Source organism: Methanomethylovorans sp. (assembly GCF_050177135.1).
Lineage (GTDB): Archaea > Halobacteriota > Methanosarcinia > Methanosarcinales > Methanosarcinaceae > Methanomethylovorans.
In genome coordinates this window covers 1-4,286 of the sequence record NZ_JBFXHJ010000169.1, presented here as the reverse complement: position 1 = coordinate 4,286, position 4,286 = coordinate 1, and the positions used below count along the sequence as shown (strand labels likewise).

The window sequence follows — 4,286 nt, the reverse complement described above, 5'->3', positions numbered from 1 at the left end:
TATTTTAGATAATCTTGTTGTTCCAGTATAATAAGTCGGAGTGCAGGTCCCCAAAGCATTTGAACCTGATCCAAAAGAGGAATACTGTACCTTATTGTTCGAGTTTACAGACCAATAATAACTAAAGTATGCACCAGAGTTTGTCCAACTGTTAGCAGCTGCCTTTACAGAATTTGTATATCCGCTTGGAATCGAACTATCCTATCAATTGTATAACCCACTGAATGTGAATTCCAGTAATAGCTTGTAGTATATGCTGATGCTGGACATATTAAACACAACAGCATCAGACAAAACACAATTAGTCGATTTGATATTTTTGTCATATATTTACCTCATTATTTTTGAGGCAAGAACACGATAGATTTAAGTTTAGTAAAACTAACATAGTCTTGCCTTAGGGCGTTTGGGGTTCAAATTTACTTTGCAGGTTTCGTTTGAACCCCATTCCACATAATCGGTTGTGGCGTAACTCAATTAAACTTGTTTATATAAATTTTTTATGGTTATGTCATCAAACTGAGAACTTGTTTGCTACCTTAATACATAAAGAAGATAAATTGCATTAATATTGAATACTTTTACAAGACGTGTAGCAATATGTAATAGAATGATTGCTTTTATGGCTATGAAGTAGGATGTTGAACAGAGAAATACTCTTGAATTTGAATCGCAGAGGTACCGCATTAAAAGAGAAAAGAGTTTTTAAGTAAAAGCTCTCTAAACTATTTCATTGCCATTTCCAGCAGGTCCAGAATATCGATCACTTCGACTTTTGGCCCCCCACGCTGCAGGTTTGTCCTGCATAGGGGACAGGACGTGACTAGATAATCCACACCTTCGGGTATCTCTTCCAGGCGTTTCTTTGAAAGGGCCATAGACAGCTCAGGATAACCTTTCAGTACTCCACCACCCGCACCGCAGCAACGGGATTGCTCGTGATGGGACCTCATTTCCTTGAGTTCACAGATAGATGTGATGATCTGCCGGGGTGCATCAAAGATGCCATTGCATCTGCCCAGATGACAGGGATCATGGTAGCTCACTTTAATGTCAAGAGGTTTGAGATCCAGCTCTTGAAGGCGTTCCGCCAGGAACTCTGAAACATGTATCACTTTCAGATCACTGTGATAATCGTTCTTAAGAGTGGTATAACATCCTGCGCAGCCTGTGATGATGGTATGCGCACCGATCCTTCTGATCTGTTCCAGATTCTTAGAGACAAGAGCATCGGGGTCCAAACCAGTACGGAACAGGGGTGAACCACAGCAAACCTCCTCAGGGATGAGGGTAACATCGAACTTCTTAAGCAGATCAAATGTTCTGCGTGTAAGCTCAGGATACCTGTAAGCACCGAGACAACCCACAAAAAACACATAAGGAGCATGCTCTTTGATGTCTGCGGCATCTTCAAGCCAGGCATGACGATACTGTGTTTCTCCAAGAGGATTGCCCGCTAATGCAGCAGCATCACGCAGTGCTACCTGAGCATCCGTCATCCTGCCCTTAAGCACAAGCTGATGGCGGGTATCCTGGACCACCTGAACGGGAGAGGCACCTGAAGGGCACATCTGTTCACACAGGCCACATGTCGTGCACGTATTGAGGCTGTTTAGCACATCCTGATCTGCCTCAAGACCTTGAGAAACACCATGGGCAACAAGCATACGACCTCTGGAGCTTGCTGATTCCCAGCCTATCTGCTCAAAAACAGGACATACTGACCTGCAAGTGCCGCAACGCACACATTTGAGGATGGATCTCAGATCAAGATTGGACATGTCACACACCCATTTTTCCGGGATTCAGTATCCCTTTAGGATCAAGAGCCTTCTTTATCATAATCATGACATCCAATGCATTCCCCAGTTCCAGACGCATGTATTCAGATCTCGCACTGCCTACGCCATGCTCTGCAGTGACCGTGCCACCTATCTCAATTGCTGTACGGTGGATCTTATCAGCTGCAGCGTTCAGCTTTTTCCAGGCATCATCGCTGAGCATGTCTATACACATGCCTGTATGCAGGTTGCCGTCTCCAATGTGACCATACGTCATAATAGGCAGATTGAACTCCCTGGAGATCTCATCCACCTTGCGTAGCATTCTTGGGATCTCTTTTATGGGAACGCCAACATCTTCACCCACGTAGACCCTGGTACGCATAGGATCAAGACGCGAGATCGCTGCACCCACCAGCCTTCGGGCAGCCCATATCTCATCCCTTTCCTTTTTATCTGAAGCGGTCCTGATACCTGAAGCCAAGCCTTCACATGTTTTTACTATGAGAGCAACGCCTTCCTTTACTTCAGCTTCAGTACCATCCACTTCAAAAAGCAGAATGGCACCGGCAAGCGGAAGGCCTAGTTTAGGATCATAGGTGTTGATAGCCCGGATAATATTCGCATCCAGTATCTCACATGCAGAGGGAACGATACCCGATGACAGTACTCTCACAACGGCTTTACCTGCAAGTTCGGGGCTATCGAATGAAGCAAATATGACAGAGCGTTCTTTGGGAATTGCACGTACCTTGATTATTGCCTGGGTGATGATCCCAAGAGTCCCCTCCGAACCGACCATGAGGTCAGTGAGAGAATAACCTGCAACAGTTTTCATTGTCTTTGAACCTGTTCTTATTGTTTTTCCATCTGCCATCACTACCTCAAGGCCGAGCACATAACTGCGGGTTGTACCATATTTCACGGAGCGCATACCGCTTCCGTTATTAGCGATCAGCCCTCCCAGAGTGCACATTGCAGAACTTCCGGGGTCCGGGGGGAAGAAAAAACCGTATGGTTCCAGGGCCTTATTGAGCTTTTCCTGAACTATACCCGGTTCCACTACCACCTGAAGATTATCAAAATCCATTTCCACTATACGGTCCATACCGGACATATCAAGGACAATGCCCCCTTCCAGAGGAACGCAGCCACCCGCCAGACCTGTGCCTGCTCCCCTGGCGGTCACTGGAATATCATGCTCGTAAGCGATCCTCACAATATCCGAAATCTGAACAGTGGTCTGCGGTTTAATGACAACTTCCGGAATACCTCTTATCTGAGAAGCATCAGAGGAATAACAATATAGTTCGCAGGTAGCAACGGATAGATTGTCCTTACCCACGATCATTCTCATTTTTTCTATTAGGTCAACATTGAGCATAGCTTTGATTTTAGAGAAGTGGTCATTATTTAAAGATGTCGGTGAAATAGCAGAAATTTATACCAAACATTTACATCTAACTATGCAGTATCCTACAAACAATGACACGATATTTCGAGGTATACCAGAGGGACGGTGCAGCAAGAAAGGGCAGGCTGCTCCTTTCCAGAACTATTGAGACCCCATGCGTCCTGAAAACCGAAACTCTGAAAGATAACACAGGACAGATCGTGGATGCTGGCTCCCTGTGGGAAGTAGGCAATGTGGAAAAAGCTGAACATAGGTTACAACAGCTTAGAAGTGAGATCGGAGACGATAGGCTGATCATACTACCTCATATGTGTCTTGCGCCTGACGCTCCTGACTGCATACCGGAACCCTTGGAAATGCTTTCATCGAATAGTGGGGCCACCGGAAGAGTATACCGTAAAGGCAGAGCTCTAAAGGCTGCTGACCTGTATATACTTGAAGGCGCAGGTGTCTTTGAGAACAATGCCAGAGCATTGCTGGAAAGAGTTCTTGACCTCAAAGATAGTACACCTGATGATACAGCAGTATACCTCCCCGATATCTGTCTTCCTGAGAACCTGGCAATGCTCGTTTACATGGGGGCTGATGTGCTGGATACCACTAAAGCCACAGTTGCAGCATATAAGGACATTTATCTCACTCACGCAGGAAGTTTCGATCTGAGATCACTTTCCGAGTTACCTTGCAGATGCTCTGCATGTGTATCTACCACCACATTGGAACTTAAAAAAATGGATAAAAATTCCAGGGCACAGCTGCTCGAACAGCATAATATCAATGCAATGGAAGCTGAACTTGCCCTGGTAAGAGAAAAGATATCTGCAGGCAATCTGCGGGAATATGTTGATGGCCAATGCCGTACAAGACCCTGGCTCACTGCACTGTTGAGACTGCTTGACAGAGAATATCGATATCTTGAGAGGGGAACTCCGATCACACGGAATGTGGAGATGCTTGCTAATTCGGGAGATTCCCTCACAAGACCGGAAGTTGTGAGGTTTGCACGCAGGATACAGGAAAGGTATACACCTCCTGAGCTGGATGTACTTCTGCTCTTACCATGCTCTGCAAAGAAACCTTATTCAATTTCA

The 4,286-nt window shown here is 45.5% G+C and carries 3 protein-coding genes; 1 reads left to right on the top strand and 2 read right to left on the bottom strand.

The window, feature by feature from the left end; genetic code table 11:
- Positions 1–725 precede the first annotated feature (725 nt).
- Both AB7U21_RS10730 and AB7U21_RS10725 read right to left on the bottom strand, forming a co-directional pair.
- Positions 726–1,781 (bottom strand): (Fe-S)-binding protein, encoded by a 1,056-nt coding sequence (locus AB7U21_RS10730; protein ID WP_333788170.1) that lies wholly within the window; start codon positions 1,779–1,781, stop codon positions 726–728.
- A 1-nt stretch (position 1,782) separates the two neighbouring features.
- On the bottom strand, positions 1,783–3,165 hold the full coding sequence (locus AB7U21_RS10725) for an FAD-binding oxidoreductase (RefSeq protein WP_428388941.1): 1,383 nt from the start codon (positions 3,163–3,165) through the stop codon (positions 1,783–1,785).
- 101 nt (positions 3,166–3,266) lie between these two features.
- On the opposite strand from AB7U21_RS10725, the gene AB7U21_RS10720 reads away from it, so the two are divergent.
- Positions 3,267–4,286 (top strand): tRNA-guanine transglycosylase (locus AB7U21_RS10720; RefSeq protein ID WP_428388939.1); only part of this gene is annotated, 1,020 nt, incomplete at its 3' end.